Below are 16,049 nucleotides of genomic sequence, written 5' to 3'. Positions count from 1 at the left end.
TACCAGAGCTTGCGTGACGGCTTCAATTCCGCGGCGGTGCAGCGGTGCTTCGCACGAGCGTGTGCAGTGCGCAGCGACACAGCGCTACTCGGCGGCGTCGCTCCGCGCCACGCTGTCGCTCGGCGCAGCCTTCGGGGCCGCTGCCGCCGGAGCCGGCGATGCTGATTGCGCCGAAGCGGGGGCAGCGTGCGAGGCGGGGCCGGCCGCGGACGAGAACACCAGACCGTCGTCCTTGCGGCAGATGCCGTAGGTGCCGGCGCTGTTCGACGTCAGGGTGATCACCGGCTCGTTGCACTTCTCGCACACCAGCGTGCCGGCGCCGTTGACATGGCCGGGCAGGCGATCCTGCTTGCTGAGCAGCGTGCATTGCTGGCCGAGCGGATCGATCGAGACCTTGGCGCCGCAGGAGAAGCAGTAGCGCGTCTCCGAATGCTGCTTGCCCTGATCGATGTTCGCCGGAATCTTGCTGGCGCACACCGGGCAATTCACCGACACCGCGCGGGTGAACTGCGAGGCGCCCGGCATCCGCAGGAAGATGTTGCCGCTGGTCGAGCGGTGGGCGTGGAAGCGCTGGCCGCAATGCGGGCAGGTCGGCTTGGCGCTGTCGCCGGGCAGGCTGCCGACCTGGAATTCGACCTGCTTTTTGCAGGCCGGGCAGTTCTCGGTCTCGGTGACCAGCTTGCGCTCCGGCGTGCGGCCGTCGGTGATCCGCGCCTCGATTTGCAGCGTGTCGCGTGCGGTCAGCATCTCGATCACGTCGAACGGCAACTGCCGGCCGGTGATCTCGCCGAGCTCGTGGGTGACGCCGATCAGATTGTCGATGCACTGCTCGATCTGCGCCAAGTAAACGGCGGCGGGAATCGACTCGTCGCGGCCGCCCTTCACCGATTTGTGGATCTGGCTGATCGAAGTCTCGAGCTGGCGCGCCAGCACGTTGAGGTTGGCGGCCATCCGCGCTTCGGCGGCGCGCTGGCGCAGCGTCCACACCACGGCGAGCGTCGCGAGGCTGGCGCCGCAGATCGCCGACACCTGACCCCAGAACCAGATCCAGCCCGATTGGGTGCCGAGCGCGAAACCGAGCACGATCATGAACAGACCGGTGCAGGCGGCAATCGTCTCGACCGGATGGGCCGAAAACACTTTCATGAAAGCTTTGCGCAGCACCGCTTAATCCTCGGAAACCTATTGCCTCAACCTATCGTCAATTCCGCCGCGCCGGAAGCCGGACCCCGTAAAATGGCAGGGTTTTACCCATCGAACCCGGCCTCGACGATGGTCGGTATCAGGTGAGTGGCGCTGCATGTGAGTTGCATGAAGCTTGTCACTGCCTCGCGCATTGCTGGCGTTGCGCATCATCCAAGACTGGAAAGCCTGCCTTGGAGGCTTCATCGGTATTCCCGCATAGGTTGTGTTGAGTTGAATCTCAACTATGATCCGCCGCCGTGCATCTGCAACGGCACATGGAGAACAACCATGCGTAAAGCTCTGGTGTTCGGTGTGTTCGGCGTCTTCGCAGTTCTGCTGGCGGCAGTTTCGCCCGCGCGTGCGCAAGCGGAAGTCCTTCTTCCTTATCCTGCTCTCACGATCTTCTTCAGAACGGCCAATCTCGAACCTCTGTCTCAGAGCCAGTTCGTTCTGAATCTCGCGGCGCAAAGTTCGACGAAGGAGCCGCAAGCCAACGTCAACCTGTTCGACGATTTCTATCTGATCAACGGTCAGTGGAGCGGATCGCCCAACAATCTGATCGTCCACTTCAACGGCAGCCTGCAGAACCTCGGACAGCGCGTGATCCCGACATGGATCGGCGTCGCGCAGTTCTCCAACCATGCCATCACCTACGACCTGCAGGCCGGCCTGCAGCAGGTCAAAGCCAAGTACGGCATGCCGGCCGCGCGGGCCACCAGCGTCGTGGTGTACCGCACGATCAACACCGGTCAGATCGTGTACGACTACCGGATTCCGATCGCAGGCGGGCGCTGCCAGGAGTATCTGTTCATACCGGATAACGGCGGCTTCCAGCTCGGCATGCAGGGCGGCTGCTACATTTCGCTCGCGGCGGCGGGGCGTAGCCGCGCCGGACATCGCTGAGTATGCCGATGATGGATGCGGCGCGGCCGCATCCATCACATAAAGGCCGATCGCATGCGGCGCGGGGCTTCACCGATTCAGTTCGGCCCGCGCCGTATCGTCGAGGAAACCCGATCGACCGACCGAGCCGTGGTCGGCCTCTCAGAAGCCTGCGCCGCGATTGTAGGAGTCGACCAGCTGATTGTAGTCGCGCAGCAGGCGCGGCGGCGAGCCTTCCACCATCCATCCCGAGCCGGCGTTGCTCAGCATCATCTTTTCGCCGCTCGAATACGGCGTCTTGTCGCGCTGGCGGCGCATCAGTTGCTTGGCGGTGACGAGAAAGGACTTGGCGTTCGACATGAACATCGAGCCGATCTTGGCGTTTCGCTCGCCCTCGGTGAAAGCCTCGTTCGCTGCGACGGTCTTGCCATAAGCGTCGATGGCCGCTGTCAGCGCGGCCAGATCGGGCTTGTCGGCCTCGGCCGCGCGGATCACGCGCTTGGCGTCGATCATGGTGGCTTCGATCTGGTAGCGCGCCTTGCGGCCTTCGCTGCGTTCGATCGCCGCCAGCTTCTCGGCGGACTGACGGTCCTTGATGACCTCGACGCCGCCGCGCAACTTGCGGTCGGCGTCCGCGAACGCATCCCAGGCGGCGACCAGACGGGGATGCAGGGCTTTGCCTTTCGCCATCTTGTCGTCCTTGTAGTTCTCCTGCGTGTAGTAGTCGTCGGTTTCCTTCAGCAGCGGCTCGAGCTTGCCGACCGCGTCCGCATAGGCAGAGGCTGCGGCTTCGAGCGCGGGTTCGTGCGGCTCGATCGCGTTGGCCTTCTCGACGGCGGCGCGGCAGTCCTTGGTGTCGTAGATCGTGTAGGTGCCGTAGACGATCCGTTCCTTGCCGGTCGGGCCGGTCTTGGCGGCCCAGGAGAAGTAGCGCGCGCGGGAATCGAATGCGCGCGCCGACAGCCGATTGAGGCAGCCGATATAGGCATTGAGCTTTTCGGTGAGAGCGTCCGACGAGTTCGGAGTTTCGGCCGCGAGTGCGGGTGCCACGACGACAAGACACATCAGACTGCCGACGAGCAGTCTGACAGCGGATCGGCGGGTGGCAACCATTCGATTCTCCTTTTTGTTGTATCGGTACAGCGTCGCGGTTCGTTGTCGCCGCGAGCGATACACCGGTTCAGCACAAGCTGCAGGTCCGGTGTCGCCGCCGTGGTGGTTTCACCGTCATGGCGCCCGAATCGCGATGGTAGTGCTAGACGGGAAAGACGAAGCCCGTAAGGGGCGAGCGATAAAGGAGAGCGGGATGCGTGGATTGCTGGGGACCGTGATTGCCGTGCTGATCGGCCCCTTTGCACTGGGCGCGCCCGCCCAGGCGGACGAGGGACGGATCACGCTGACGATCTACAAGGGCGGCTGGGTGATCGGCGGCTCCGGCGGCTCGGGCACGTTGAATTTCCACGGCAAGCGCTATCCGCTGTCGATCGGCGGCCTGTCCTACGGCCTGGTGTTCGGCGGCTCGAAGGCGCAGCTCGCCGGGCGGGTCAGCAACATCCGCTCGCCGCGCGACGTCGCCGGCGTCTACGGCGCGGTCGGGGCCGGCGCGGCAGTCGGTATCGGCGCCCGCGCCATCGTGCTGCGCAACGAGAAGGGCGCGGTGCTTGAACTGAGCGGCTCGCAGGTCGGCCTGATCGCCGATCTCGATCTGTCGGGCCTGGCAATCGGGTTCAAATAGTTCGGCCACGGCGCGCTCCTGAACAACCGCGCCGCGACGCCAGCTTGCGGCGCTCGGTCCGCGCGCCGCAGTGCCCGCAAGGCGCTGGCGCGTTGAACAGCTCGGCGAGCCGCGCATCCTGCAGCGCGATCGCGTCGTACAACGCGAACACCTCCGCGGCGCGCGGTGTGCCGATGATCTCGTCGCGCCGCAATGCGCGCGCCGCCAGCCGGTCGAGACCGTCGGCGAGGCTGGCATCCTGAACCATCACCCACGGTCCGGTCGCGGCGATGAAGTGATGCAGGCGCACGACGAAGCGGTCGGACGGGCTGGCGCCGTCGCCCCAGCGCCCGCAGATCAGGTCGATCTCTGCGCCGTGTTCGGCGACATGGCCGACCGTCCACCACGCCTGATAGGCCGCGACTGCGGCGCCCTCCGTCGAGATCGTGCCCGAGACACGGCGGCTGCTCCGGCCGCAGCACTCGCAGCGGCCTGTGACGTGATCGGCTTCCGGGCTGACCCGTAGCGCGTCCGGGGTGGTGGTGATGCCTTCCTCCGGACTAATCACGACCGGGCATCCTGTCGTGGGGCGGGTAGGGCGGTGATCCGCTGCACCGAAGCTGCGCTGGAGGTCAGAAAACCACACCGCATCGATGCCTCCCATTGCAACCTGGCTGATCATCCCGCAATTTCTGATTGCAGAATGTTCCCGATATGTTCGACTTCGTCAAGCGGCATCGTCGCGGCGAAAGCCGAATACCAGTCGCGCCGCGCCCGCACCCTGTCGGCCGCCCTTGCTTGCCTCGCCGGGCGTTGCTGGCTACAGCAAGTCGCAATCACAAGCGGGTAGGACGTCCTTCTCATGAGCGACAGAGTCATCATCGCCGGCGGCGGCATTGGCGGGCTTGCGGCGGCGTTGACGCTGCATCAGATCGGCGTGCCCTGCGTCGTCTATGAGGCGGCGCGCGAGATGCGGCCGCTCGGCGTCGGCATCAACCTGCAGCCGAACGCGGTGCGCGAACTGCTCGACCTCGGCATCACCGAAGCCGACCTCGACGGCGTCGGCCTGCCGGCGAAGGAATGGGCGCTGGTCGGACTCAACGGCAACGACATCTATGCGGAGCCGCGCGGCAATGCCGCCGGCTATCGTTGGCCGCAATATGCGGTGCATCGCGGCCGCTTCCACATGCTGTTGCACGCGCGCGTGGTCGAGCGGCTCGGTGCCGACGCCGTCCAGCTCGGCCGCCGCGTCGCCTCCTATCGCAAGACCGCTGACGGCGTCGTGGCGACGCTGGAGCACGCCGATGGCGGCAGCTCGGAAGTGACCGGCGCGCTGCTGATCGGCGCCGACGGCATTCACTCTGCGGTGCGGGCGCAGATGCATCCGAACCAGCCGCCGATCCATTGGGGCGGCGCGGTGATGTGGCGCGGTACCACATGGGGCAAACCGACCCGCAGCGGCGCCTCGTTCATCGGGCTCGGCACCCATCGCCACCGCGTAGTGATCTATCCGATCTCGCACCCGGATCCGGCGACCGGGCTGTCGATGCTGAACTGGATCGCCGAGGTCACGCTCGACAATGCCGAAGGCTGGAAGCAGCAGGGCTGGTTCCGGCAGGTGCCGACCTCCGAGTTCGCGCATCATTTCGACGGCTGGGTGTGGGATTGGCTCGACGTGCCGGCGATGATCCGCGAGGCCGACTCCGCTTACGAGAATCCAATGATCGACCGCGATCCGGTCGAGACCTGGCGCGACGGCCCGGTGGTACTGATCGGCGACGCCGCACACGCGATGTATCCGACCGGCTCGAACGGCGGCACTCAGGCGATCGTCGACGCGCGCGAACTCGGCGCCGCGATGGTGACGCACGGTGCCACCGAAGCCGCGCTGGCGGCGTTCGATGCCAAGCTGTGCGGGCCGATCTCGCAGCTGATCCTGCGCAATCGCGGCGCCGGTCCGTTCGGCCTGCTCAACCTGGTCGACGAGCGCTGCGGCGGCACCTTCGAAAACATCGACGACGTGATCCCGCCGGCCGAGCGCGCCGCCTTCATGGCCGGCTACAAGGCCGCCGCCGGTTTCGCGATCGATCACCTCAACGCCGCGCCGCCGACGATTCAGCCCGGCGCGCGGGTGAAGGAGCCGGCGGCGGCGTGAGCTGCGGCGCGCCGGACTCAGCCTTCGCGGGTGCTATCATCCGCCGCGTGATCATCATTCGCCGCCGGCGGCGATGAGGTCGCGGCAACCGGCCGCGCCATTGGACGGCGGACGCGGCTGTTGATCTGAAACAGCGTGTGCACCTTGCCATTGGCGGTGGCGCAGCCGCCGCGCATGTTCGGAAGTATCAACGTCGCTTCGCTCATCGCATCTCTCCATTGCTGTGATGCGATACTAATCGCGACGACAATTGTCTGGTTCGCGTCAGCGTTTTGGTATCGTTAAACGATCGTTAACGCCGTCCGTCCGGGGGGCGCAGCGGCGCGCATCGCTGCCGCGGTCTTCGGTTCGCGTGCGCGCCGTGCCGCCGCCGGCTTAGCCGCCCCAGTTGATGCCGCAGCCGTGAGTATCCGACGCGCAGCGGCTGATCGAGGCGACGTGGAAGTACTCCGGCCCCTGCGTGCCGGTCACCGTCACCTTGGTGGCGAGATAGGGCCGCAGCTTCGGCTCGTCGTTGAACGGGCGGGCATCGATCGCGATGCGCTGCTCGCTGTCGTCGAAATGCTGCAGATAATAGATTGGCGTTTCGCTGCGGGAACCGATCGCGGCGAGCTTGGCGAACAGAAAACCATGCAAGGTCTGTACGTCGGATGCGGGCATGACCAACGTTCCTTCAGGTTGTTAGTTCACCGCCGAGCTTAGGAGCCTGCCGGCGCGCAGCATTGATCGGGCACAATCTAAAGCTGAGTGCGCGCCGAAATCGCGCCTGTGGAGCGTTCGACAATGATGACGAATGCACCGTTTGTTGCACATGCCGGTATGATGGAGTGTCGTTCGGCAGGAAGCGTGCAATTAGTTCGGCCCTGGACATGCAGCCACATTCTCGCAGCGCCGCAGCGCCGCAGCGTCCGAGGTTTGCGCCCGTCGTCGTCACGACGAGGGACGGACGCGCCGCTTGGCGCAAAGTTGGTGGTTGGTCGCGATGGTTTGCGATTCATCGCGCATCGCCTCACGGCGCGCCCACCAGCGGCGATCTTTTGGTATCGGGACCTTTTGCGCCCCTCGCGTCGTCGCCGGGCTCGACCCGGCGACCCATCATCTGGACGAGGGCGACGATTACACAGCGGGTTATCAATGGATGGATGCCCGGGTCGAGCCCGCGCATGACGTCGTGGATACCCTCTCGTTCGTCATTCCGGGGCGCGCCACCGGGTCCGGCCTTCGGCCGGCCCGATGACAGGCTCCGCGCGAGCCCGGAGTCCATAACCACCGCACCTGCGGCGGAGTGAGAACGCCGATCCGAAAGACCGAGACATTGCAAGGCTGCGTCCCGGATTTCGCAGCGCTCCATCCAGCCGGGCAGTGACCGTGTCGCTGGCGCGATCGCCGCATCTACCTTCGCTGCTCGATGTCAGTCTCGCGAGCGATCACTTTGCCGGTTGGGTTGGCGAAACGGTCCGTCCTGCTCGACGACGCTTAGCACAGCGAGGTTCGCTGACAGGACACAGGCAAATTATTCTGTCTCAGGAATAAATCCAAAATGTGTCGCGATAGGAAAAAATGCAGACATGATGAATTTGACGAAGCGCGGAGCTGATGAGCAATGTCGTTGTTATTCGAAAAATGGAATCTGTTGCGGTGGAGAGCCGAACTTGCGGCGATCAGAGTCGAACTTAGAGAACGGCGGCTTTCCCGTTCCACGATCAAAGCCGGCTTCAGAGAGGAGCAGCCTCGTAACGAACTTGGCAGATGGACGCTCGAGAGTGGTGTCGAGGTGTCGACCTCGACCGGATTCTTCACTGGCATCGCGGAGATTGATGAAACATCGGTGGCGCTGAGTAATACGCTCGCTCGCGTCATGGGGGCGTTGGAATACTTACCGAAAATGTCGCCTGCGTTGTACGGCACCGCCGTCCACATTGCGTTCGGGGTAGCGTTAAGGCTCCAGGGGCTTCCAGGCGTGGGAGACATCGAACGGAGTTTCAGTCTCGACACCGTTGATCCCTACTACGGGCTCGCCGGAACGATCAGAACCGATGCAACGCTCCGTAATGTGCAAGGGGATATTATCGCGATCTATGATGTCAAAACCGGTGCCCAGACGATATCGCGGGCCCGAGCGGACGAACTTCGGGCGAAGACGCGGGCCGCGCCGGACACCCCCGTCTTCGAACTGAATGTCGTCCGAGGAATTTCGCGAAAGCAGATTGTTCTAAGCACTTTCAGGTCGCGTTCGCGGGCGCGCCCGATTACCCGAGGGATTTGACATGTCGATGGAAATCTACGTGCTGTCGGACCAGAAGCTGAGTTCGATGGCGGACTGGCAGAGCGTCATCGACGCAAAGGGTTTCCCGCTACGGCTGTCGGCCGCGACCCCGTTTGCAAGCAGCCACGGCGCGTTGCCCGTCGTGCTTCGCGATCGGCCGTCGGCGTTCGAGTGCGATCATTGGGACGCGAAGGTCCTGATGTCCGAGACGCCGAAAGTGACGTTCGAGCGGTCCTGGCGATACGCGCTCGCGTTTCGCTGGGGCGGCGACATCGACGCTGGAGTGTCCGCCTATCTCGCCGCAGCCGCCTACGCCGAGGCGACGGTCGGCCTCGTGCTCGATTGCGCGGAGGGCAAGCTGATCTCGCCGGCCCGCGCCGCCGAGGTTGCCGCTGAGCTGGATAGGAGCCGGGCGTTGATCGAGGAGGCGGTTCGGCGGGCGCTTGAAGGCTTTCGAAAGCCGTGACAGGCGAGGGCGAGGATCTCGCGAGCGGCGTTGGCGCGGGGCTCGCAGCTCGCAGACGCGGCTCTGCCGATCCGGTCCACTCAGGCGAACCGGTATCAGCGCGGAGCGGATAGCTCGTCGGACGGCTTGAGCGCAGCGGACGTCGTGGTTCGGGGATGGCGTCGTGTCGATGCGGCCTGCGTCCGATCCGGCGCGCTTGGGTCTTCCACGCGATGCCTGCGACCTTCGGCGATCGTGCGCTCGGATCAATGCCGCGGCTTGCGGCCTTGTTAGGTTGGGGCGCTGTCTTGAACCGGAGGTTGCCATGATCGCGCGTCGTCGTTTTGCTGGTTTGGCTGTCGCGTTGCCCGCGCTGGCCGCAGCGGTGCTGGAGCCGCGGTCGCCGGCGCGCGCCGGGGACGGGCTGGAGCCGTACGCGCCGCTGCTGATAGAGCTGCCGGGCTGGAAAGCCGGCAAGCTCGGCGGCCTGGCGATGCAGGACGGCGGTAGCCGTATCGTGGTGGCGCAGCGCGGCTATGAGCGCGGCGAGATCCATGTCAGCGTCCAACTGCTCGCCGGCGCGCCGGCACAAAGCCGGCTGGCGGCCGGCGGCACCGGGATGAAGACCGAGGCCAGCCACGGCCCGGCCAACACCACCACCATCGACGGCTTCAAGGTGACGCGGACGTTCCAGGCCAGCGACAAGTCCGGCACCATCCTGATCGCGCTCGGCCCCTCCGCCGCACTGTCGCTGTCGTTCAAAGGCCTCGGCGAAGACGAAGCGCTGGCGACGGCGAAAGGCTTCGACTGGAAAGCGATGCGCGCGGCGGTGAAGTAGCGGAGAGGCGATCGTAGGGCGGATTAGCGGAGCGTAATCCGCCATCTGCGTACGAGGTGCCCGATGCCGAACTACCGTCGTGCCTTCGTTCCGGGCGGATGCTGGTTCTTCACCGTCGCTCTGCTCGAACGCCGCAACACACTGCTGGTCGATCACATCACCGCCCTGCGCGACGCGGTCGCGCGCACGCGGGAGCGCTTTCCGTTCGAGATCGATACCGTCGTGGTGCTTCCAGACCATCTTCACGCGGTGTGGACTCTGCCGCCCGGCGATGCCGATTTTTCGACCCGCTGGCGGCTGATCAAGACGCATTTCGCAAAGGCACTGCCGAAAGAGGAGCGGCTGAGCGCGGTCCGTGCCAAGCTGGGCGAACGTGGCATCTGGCAGCGCCGGTTCTGGGAGCATCTCATCCGGGATGAGGCCGACTACGCGCACCACGTCGACTACTGCATGATCAACCCGGTGAAGCATGGGCTGGTTAGCCGTGTGCAGGATTGGCCGTATTCGTCGTTCCATCGCGACGTCCGACGCGGGGTGTTTCCGCTCGACTGGGCGGGTGATGCCAGTGTCGAAGGTGAGTTCGGCGAAGCCTAGCGTCGCTTGACCGTAGGGCGGGTTAGCCGAAGGCGTAACCCGCCGGGCCAACGTGACGGTGCCTTGGCGCAAGGGCGGATTACGCTACGCTAATCCGCCCTACGGCTGCGTGATCCCGTGGATCATGAGTTGCAGGGCAAATCGGTGTGGAGGTGGAACTGCTTCAGCTTTGCGGGATCATCATACAGATGGCGTCGCGCGGCTGAGCGAAGCGTCATCCGCCATGGTCAAATAGGATGATCCGATGACCCCCGCCGAACTCTCCGAGATCTACCGCGGCTACATCGCCTGCCTGAACCGGCAGGATTGGCCGAAGCTGGACCAATTCGTCGGCGAGGATATGTCCTACAACGGCGAGCGGGTCGGGCTTACCGGCTATCGCGATATGCTGCAGCGGGATTTTCGCGCGATCCCTGACCTTCACTTCGACATCAAATGGCTGGTATCCGAACCGCCGCGGGTCGCGAGCCGGCTGTGGTTCGACTGCACCCCATCGGGCGAGCTGTTCGGCCTTGCCGTCAATGGCAGACGAGTCCGCTTCGCCGAAAACGTGTTCTACGCGTTTTCCGATCGCCGCATCGTGGAAGTCTGGTCGATCATCGACAAAGCCGCCGTCGTAGCGCAGCTCGCGTGAGCCGATAGCGGCTGTAGGGCGGGTTAGCCAAGGCGTAACCCGCCAAACGGCGGCAGAGCTTGCGTCCAAGTGCCGGCGGATTACGCTTCGCTAATCCGCCCTACGGGCTACGGGTTCCATGAATGATATCGAGGTCAATGTATTTCAACTGTTTGGTTGTTATGTAATTGGGTAGCTCCCAAGCGGGGTCCGACGAATATCGAAACATCGTGATATTCTTGGAGGGTATCTCGACGATGTCGTGTCGTTCTTTTTCGAGCAGGATCGCGTGAGTTGTCGTCAGGATCAGAAGATTGCCAACTATCGCTTGCTCTTGGCCCTTGTCGTTGGTGACGAAAGTCAATGATGCCTCTATTCCACCGCCAAACCGTACGATTCTGAGGAAGGATCCATATACATCGTTAGTAAATAGTCCGATTACCATGAAAAGTAGTATTATCAGCGCTGCAAATGCTTGCGCTGCAATCCAGGTCAGTTCGTTGGTGACACACCAGATTGCCAACGTGCAGATTGAGGCCAGGAACATTTTACCCGCGAAGTCGATGGGTCCGATAAAGCTGCTTCCCGGAATCGCGAGGTATGTGAACGTTTTTGGAAATATCAAAGTTGCTGCGCTGGAAACGAATCCCAACAAGGCGATCAACAACGTGAAACGGCTGCCAAAGATTGTCTTCGTGGCCCATTGGGCGATTTCGATTGTCTTCACTGCTCGTGATCGACTTTTGTATGAGACCGGTTTCAGGGTGCCGATTGTTTTTCGCAGAAGGCGAAAGCCCATTTCAAATTGCGTTTCTATGTTGTCGATGATTACTATTAGTAAGGTGAATGTGGCGATCGTTCCTGCGAAGCTGACAAATGTTCCTAGTGCGATTGCGAACTGGATGAAAGGAGTGTTCTCAACTGGAACCCGGAATCCGTTTCGAATTGCGAATGCAGCGGTTGCGTAGATGGCTAGGAGTGAAAGGATCGACGATGCGAGTATAGATTTCAGAATCGTTAATATTGTCCATTGGATCGATGTTGGGAGCGAAGCGAAAAATCTGATTGCTTTGAGGGCGAGATGAGTCAGTAGATCGGGATGACGATTAGAGGAGGGTGCTACGTCATTCTGGGTCATTTCACGCAATGTCTTTCGTTATCGAGTAGTCGTGGGGTTGTTCTTCGATTGAATTGATCAGCTTAAATGGCGGGGAGCGAAAGGTCTGCCTCGCGAAATGGTGGCTGTGTTGTGCAACAATCGATCGCTTGGAGAGGTTCGTTGGTATCTCATGTTTAAGTCTGCTAGCTATCTATCAGCTCGCGCTTGTGTGTTGAGCTATCCATTTGTCTGATTGGGCTGATATATATTTGGTCAATCAATACGTCTTCTGCCAACCTTGCTGTTGTGGTTGTCGTTGCTCTCGCCGTGGCGACCAGGCGTCCTAATCAGATTGCGCGCTGGCTTCAAAAAAGTCGATCGATCTGGGGTGTGTCGTCGATTGTGGGGATCTATACTCGATTTCAAGGATCTCTCTTGGGCTCAAGGTTGCCTCTCCAACGAATGGTATCGATTTGTTGTGGTGGAGGGTTGCTATTCGCTTTTAGGTCCACGCAAGAATAGGGGGCGAGCGATGCGGTTGACCCGCTCGCTGAAAAATATGTCGCAGAGTTGGTTGTCAACGAAGCGGCCGGGCTTTCGCCCGGCCGCTTCATTTTCCGATAGATGCCCGGGTCGAACCCGGGCATGACGTTTGTAGCTTGGTGAGCGCCTGTCGCCCTTACGACAGCGCCTTGTTGCTCTCTTTCACTTTGTCCGCATCGAGATACACGCTGCTTCCCATCTCTTTGAACTTGGCGCTCATCTGGGCCATGCCGTCTTCGATGGTGCCGGAGATGGTCATGCCGGCGTGGCCGACCGGGTAGAGGGCGGCTTTTTCGTTGTCGCCGAGGCCGGCTGCGTAGTCGCGCACATCCTGGGTGATCTTCATCGAGCAGAATTTCGGGCCGCACATCGAGCAGAAATGCGCGACCTTGTGGGCGTCCTTCGGCAAGGTCTCGTCGTGGAAGGCTTGCGCCGTGTCCGGATCGAGGCCGAGGTTGAACTGGTCCTGCCAGCGGAATTCGAAGCGGGCACGCGAGAGGGCGTCGTCGCGGAGCTGCGCGGCGGGGTGGCCCTTGGCGAGGTCGGCGGCGTGGGCGGCGATCTTGTAGGTGATCACGCCGGTCTTGACGTCGTTGCGGTCGGGCAGGCCGAGATGCTCCTTCGGCGTGACGTAGCACAGCATCGCGCAGCCGAACCAGCCGATCATCGCGGCACCGATGCCGGAGGTGATGTGATCATAGCCTGGCGCGATGTCGGTGGTCAGCGGCCCGAGCGTGTAGAACGGCGCCTCGCCGCACTCCTTGAGCTGCTTGTCCATGTTGATCTTGATCTTGTGCATCGGCACGTGGCCGGGGCCTTCGATCATCACTTGGCAGCCCTTGGCCCAGGCGATCTTGGTGAGCTCGCCGAGCGTCTCCAGTTCGGCGAACTGGGCGCGGTCGTTGGCGTCGGCGATCGAGCCCGGCCGCAGGCCGTCGCCGAGCGAGAACGACACGTCGTACTTGCGCATCAGGTCGCAGATCTCGTCGAAATGCGTGTAGAGGAAGCTCTCCTTGTGATGCGCCAGGCACCACTTCGCCATGATCGAGCCGCCGCGCGACACGATGCCGGTGACGCGGCTGGCGGTGAGGTGGATGTATTGCAGCCGCACGCCGGCGTGGATGGTGAAGTAATCGACGCCCTGTTCGGCCTGCTCGATCAGCGTGTCCTTGTACAGCTCCCAAGTGAGCTTGACCGGATCGCCTTCGCACTTCTCCAGCGCCTGATAGATCGGCACAGTTCCAATGGGGACGGGCGAGTTGCGCAGGATCCATTCGCGGGTGGTGTGGATGTTGCGGCCCGTGGAGAGGTCCATCACGGTGTCGGCGCCCCAGCGGATCGCCCACACCATCTTGTCGACTTCTTCTTCCACCGACGAGGTCACCGCCGAGTTGCCGATATTGGCGTTGATCTTGGTGAGGAAGTTGCGGCCGATGATCATCGGCTCGAGCTCGCCGTGGTTGATGTTGGCCGGGATGATCGCGCGGCCGCGCGCGATCTCGTCGCGGACGAATTCCGGGGTGATGAACGCCGGCACCGCGGCGCCGAACGATTCACCGTCGGCCAGCGCTGCTTCGGCGCGCTCGAGCTGCCGCTTGCGGCCCAGATTCTCGCGCTCGGCGACGTAGATCATCTCCTTGGTGATGATGCCGCGGCGGGCGAATTCGTACTGGGTGATCGGCGCATCGCCGACGCCGCGTAGCGGCTGGTGATGCGCGGTGAAGGCTTTCGCCGCATGGGCGGCGCCGACATTGCCGTTGTCTTCCGGCTTGATGTCGCGGCCTTCGTACTGCTCGACGCCGCCGCGCTCCTTGACCCATTCGGTGCGCGGGCGCGGCAGGCCCTTGTTGACGTCGATGACGACGCTCGGATCGGTGTAGGGGCCACTCGTGTCGTACACCGGCAGGTTCGGTTCGCCGGCGCCTTCGCTCAGGATGATCTCGCGCAGCGGCACGCGCAGATCCGGCGCGGTCGCCGGCGTGGCGTAGATCTTCTTGGAGGAGGGCAGGGCGCCGGTGGTGACGGCGGCGCGGGTGGTCTCGGGATTGGAGCGGATATTCATGCCATCCTCCTGTTATCGGTTGTTATTCGGGCCGCTTGGTTCGGTCGTGTTGTCGGTCGGAGCGGTGAGGGCACGTTGCGTGTCGCCCTCACCCCGACCCTCTCCCGCAAGCGGGAGAGGGGGAACTAGCGCTTCGGTCGCGGCGGTGCCTCACGCACGGCCTGCTCCCTCTCCCGCTTGCGGGAGAGGGCTGGGGTGAGGGCGCCGCGGGTCGCGGCCGCTGAAGTCGTTCATCACGCCTTCTCGGCGACGAAATCGAGCCAGGCGCGGACGCGGGCGTCTGGATCGGGGTTCTGCGTCACGTCACTGACCACCGCGATCGAGTCGGCGCCGGCGGCGAAGATCTCTTCGGCCTGCTCCAGCTTGATGCCGCCGATCGCGACCAGCGGGATGTTGCCGACGCGCTTCTTCCATTCGGTGATCTTCGGAATGCCCTGCGGGGCAAACCGCATCGATTTCAGCGTGGTCGGGAAGATCGGGCCGAGCGCGATGTAGTCCGGCTCGGCGGCGAGCGCGGTTTCGAGTTCGGCGTCGTCGTGGGTGGAGAGGCCGAGCGTCAGCCCGGCGCTGCGGATCTCGGCGAGGTCCGCCTCGGCGAGGTCTTCCTGGCCGAGATGCAGATGCTGGGCGCCGGCGACGATCGCGGCGCGCCAGTAGTCGTTGATGATCAGCTTGACGCTGGTGTCCTTCACCGCCGCGAGCGCGTCGGTGACGAGCTGCAGTGCGGCGCCGTCGTCGAGGTCCTTGGCGCGGAGCTGCACGGTGCCGACGCCGAGCGCGGCGAGGCGTTTGACCCACGCGATGCTGTCGACGACGGGATAGAAACGGTCAGGATACGGCATGCCAGAACGGTGTCCCGATCACAGGGGTGGAGGGCGAAGCGAAATCGCGGGCGCCCATCAGCCCCGCTTCGAATCCGGTGCGGCCGGCCTCGACCGCCAGCTTGAAGCCGCGCGCCATCGTCACCGGATCTTCGGCCTTGGCGATCGCGGTGTTGAGCAGCACGGCGTCGTAGCCGAGCTCCATCGCTTCCGCGGCGTGGCTCGGCGCGCCGAGGCCGGCATCGACCACCAACGTGATATCAGGCAGCCGATCGCGCAGCAGCTTCAGCGCGTCGCGACTAACGATGCCGCGCGCGCTGCCGATCGGCGCCGCCCACGGCATGATCACCCGGCAGCCGGCATCGACCAGCCGCAGCGCCACCGACAGATCCTCGGTGCAATAGGGAAACACCTCGAAGCCATCCTTGATCAGGATCGAAGCTGCTTCGACTAAGCCGACGACATCCGGCTGCAGCGTGTCGTTGTCGGCGATGACTTCCAGCTTGATCCAGGAGGTGGCAAATAGCTCGCGCGCCAGCTTGGCGGTGGTTACCGCGTCGCGCACGCCGCGGCAGCCGGCGGTGTTCGGCAGCACGGTGACGCCGAGTTCGCGGATCAGCGACCAGAACTGATCGCCGGCCTTGCCGCCCGCGGTCTCGCGCCGCAGCGACACCGTGACGATCTCGGCGCCAGACTCGCGGATCGAGTCCTGCATGATCGCCGGCGAGGGATACAGCGCGCTGCCGATCAAGAGGCGGGAGCCGAATTCGCGGTCGTAGAATTTCACCATGTTGTCAGCTCCGAGCACGGACTGCTCCCTCTCCCGCTTGCG

General features: G+C 63.5%; 17 protein-coding genes. 8 read left to right on the top strand and 9 right to left on the bottom strand.

Going from position 1 to position 16,049, the window contains the following annotated elements:
* Positions 1–84 precede the first annotated feature (84 nt).
* The gene (locus RPPS3_RS18410; RefSeq protein ID WP_107345357.1) at positions 85–1,164 is read right to left on the bottom strand and encodes a hypothetical protein; all 1,080 of its coding nucleotides are present in this window, start codon (positions 1,162–1,164) and stop codon (positions 85–87) included.
* Between the two features lie 309 nt (positions 1,165–1,473).
* On the opposite strand from RPPS3_RS18410, the gene RPPS3_RS18405 reads away from it, so the two are divergent.
* Positions 1,474–2,088, top strand: a complete 615-nt coding sequence (locus tag RPPS3_RS18405; protein WP_107345356.1) for a hypothetical protein — start codon at positions 1,474–1,476, stop codon at positions 2,086–2,088.
* Between the two features lie 141 nt (positions 2,089–2,229).
* Here the strand turns inward: RPPS3_RS18405 and RPPS3_RS18400 are convergent, their stop codons facing one another.
* The gene (locus RPPS3_RS18400; protein WP_107345355.1) at positions 2,230–3,180 is read right to left on the bottom strand and encodes a YiiG family protein; all 951 of its coding nucleotides are present in this window, start codon (positions 3,178–3,180) and stop codon (positions 2,230–2,232) included.
* Positions 3,181–3,373: 193 nt separating this feature from the next.
* On the opposite strand from RPPS3_RS18400, the gene RPPS3_RS18395 reads away from it, so the two are divergent.
* Entirely contained in the window at positions 3,374–3,802 is a 429-nt protein-coding gene (locus RPPS3_RS18395) for a hypothetical protein (RefSeq protein ID WP_107345354.1), read from the top strand.
* Here RPPS3_RS18395 and RPPS3_RS18390 read toward each other — a convergent pair.
* The gene (locus tag RPPS3_RS18390; protein ID WP_107345353.1) at positions 3,795–4,349 is read right to left on the bottom strand and encodes a hypothetical protein; all 555 of its coding nucleotides are present in this window, start codon (positions 4,347–4,349) and stop codon (positions 3,795–3,797) included. The two genes, RPPS3_RS18395 and RPPS3_RS18390, sit on opposite strands and share 8 nt — an antisense overlap.
* A 294-nt stretch (positions 4,350–4,643) precedes the next feature.
* On the opposite strand from RPPS3_RS18390, the gene RPPS3_RS18385 reads away from it, so the two are divergent.
* A complete protein-coding gene (locus RPPS3_RS18385; protein ID WP_107345352.1) occupies positions 4,644–5,936 on the top strand; it encodes a flavin-dependent oxidoreductase in 1,293 nt (430 codons plus the stop codon).
* 17 nt (positions 5,937–5,953) lie between these two features.
* Here RPPS3_RS18385 and RPPS3_RS18380 read toward each other — a convergent pair whose 3' ends face one another.
* Both RPPS3_RS18380 and RPPS3_RS18375 read right to left on the bottom strand, forming a co-directional pair.
* Positions 5,954–6,142, bottom strand: coding sequence for a hypothetical protein (locus RPPS3_RS18380; RefSeq protein ID WP_107345351.1), 189 nt, complete (start codon positions 6,140–6,142; stop codon positions 5,954–5,956).
* Positions 6,143–6,311: 169 nt separating this feature from the next.
* Positions 6,312–6,596 carry a hypothetical protein gene (locus RPPS3_RS18375; protein WP_107345350.1) on the bottom strand — a complete coding sequence of 95 codons (285 nt, stop codon included), beginning with the start codon at positions 6,594–6,596 and terminating at the stop codon, positions 6,312–6,314.
* A 943-nt stretch (positions 6,597–7,539) separates the two neighbouring features.
* On the opposite strand from RPPS3_RS18375, the gene RPPS3_RS18365 reads away from it, so the two are divergent.
* From RPPS3_RS18365 to RPPS3_RS18345, 5 genes are all read left to right on the top strand, one after another.
* Complete coding sequence (locus tag RPPS3_RS18365; protein ID WP_107345348.1) at positions 7,540–8,202, top strand: hypothetical protein; 663 nt, start codon at positions 7,540–7,542, stop codon at positions 8,200–8,202.
* 19 nt (positions 8,203–8,221) lie between these two features.
* Positions 8,222–8,668, top strand: coding sequence for a hypothetical protein (locus RPPS3_RS18360; RefSeq protein WP_234819987.1), 447 nt, complete (start codon positions 8,222–8,224; stop codon positions 8,666–8,668).
* A 304-nt stretch (positions 8,669–8,972) separates the two neighbouring features.
* Entirely contained in the window at positions 8,973–9,485 is a 513-nt protein-coding gene (locus RPPS3_RS18355; RefSeq protein WP_107345346.1) for a hypothetical protein, read from the top strand.
* A gap of 63 nt (positions 9,486–9,548) precedes the next feature.
* Entirely contained in the window at positions 9,549–10,079 is a 531-nt protein-coding gene (locus RPPS3_RS18350) for an REP-associated tyrosine transposase (RefSeq protein WP_107345345.1), read from the top strand.
* Between the two features lie 244 nt (positions 10,080–10,323).
* The gene (locus RPPS3_RS18345; protein WP_107345344.1) at positions 10,324–10,713 is read left to right on the top strand and encodes an ester cyclase; all 390 of its coding nucleotides are present in this window, start codon (positions 10,324–10,326) and stop codon (positions 10,711–10,713) included.
* Between the two features lie 100 nt (positions 10,714–10,813).
* On the opposite strand, the gene RPPS3_RS24525 is transcribed toward RPPS3_RS18345, so the two are convergent.
* The 4 genes from RPPS3_RS24525 to RPPS3_RS18325 all read right to left on the bottom strand — a co-directional run bounded on the left by RPPS3_RS24525 (position 10,814) and on the right by RPPS3_RS18325 (position 16,007).
* Positions 10,814–11,830, bottom strand: a complete 1,017-nt coding sequence (locus RPPS3_RS24525; protein WP_159060694.1) for a hypothetical protein — start codon at positions 11,828–11,830, stop codon at positions 10,814–10,816.
* Positions 11,831–12,470: 640 nt separating this feature from the next.
* Positions 12,471–14,396, bottom strand: coding sequence for a phosphomethylpyrimidine synthase ThiC (gene thiC, locus RPPS3_RS18335; RefSeq protein ID WP_107345342.1), 1,926 nt, complete (start codon positions 14,394–14,396; stop codon positions 12,471–12,473).
* A gap of 233 nt (positions 14,397–14,629) precedes the next feature.
* The gene (locus RPPS3_RS18330; protein WP_107345341.1) at positions 14,630–15,238 is read right to left on the bottom strand and encodes a thiamine phosphate synthase; all 609 of its coding nucleotides are present in this window, start codon (positions 15,236–15,238) and stop codon (positions 14,630–14,632) included.
* The gene (locus RPPS3_RS18325) at positions 15,225–16,007 is read right to left on the bottom strand and encodes a thiazole synthase (protein ID WP_107345340.1); all 783 of its coding nucleotides are present in this window, start codon (positions 16,005–16,007) and stop codon (positions 15,225–15,227) included. The genes RPPS3_RS18330 and RPPS3_RS18325 overlap by 14 nt, the downstream gene beginning before the upstream one ends.
* Between the last annotated feature and the right edge of the window lie 42 nt (positions 16,008–16,049).

This window comes from Rhodopseudomonas palustris (assembly GCF_003031265.1).
GTDB classification, from domain to species: domain Bacteria; phylum Pseudomonadota; class Alphaproteobacteria; order Rhizobiales; family Xanthobacteraceae; genus Rhodopseudomonas; species Rhodopseudomonas palustris_H.
This window is presented reverse-complemented; position numbering and strand designations above follow the sequence as displayed.